At 72.2% G+C, this 334-nt stretch carries 1 pseudogene; it reads right to left on the bottom strand.

The features are described from left to right. Window positions 1-334 (bottom strand): annotated as a pseudogene (locus SB822_RS55730) (Surface-exposed protein); the annotation flags it as partial.

Genomic DNA, 334 nt, shown 5'->3' with positions numbered 1-334 from the left:
CGCCCAGGCTGCTGGCAACACCCGCGCCGAGGCTATCGACCGCTCCGTCGACCGCCGTCACCGCCAGGTTGGTGGCGTTGAGCTGGCTGCCGTTGATCGCATCGGTGCTGGTTGCCGATACCTCGCCGGCGTCGACGCCGGTCAACACGCGCGCGCCGTCGGTGCCGGTGAAGTCCACGCTCGTGCCGTCGGTGGCCGCGCCCACGGTGAGCCCGCGGCTGGTCGCGTCCTGCTGGACCAGGCCCACGCCGCCGTTGGCGATCTGGTCGCCCAGCGTGGCGATGTCGGTGGTGTTCTGGGTGGTGCGGCCGTCCAGGTTGGTCAGTGCGCCACC

This window comes from Paraburkholderia sp. SIMBA_054, from assembly GCF_046534875.1.
In the GTDB taxonomy this organism is placed as follows: domain Bacteria; phylum Pseudomonadota; class Gammaproteobacteria; order Burkholderiales; family Burkholderiaceae; genus Paraburkholderia; species Paraburkholderia hospita.
This window is presented reverse-complemented; position numbering and strand designations above follow the sequence as displayed.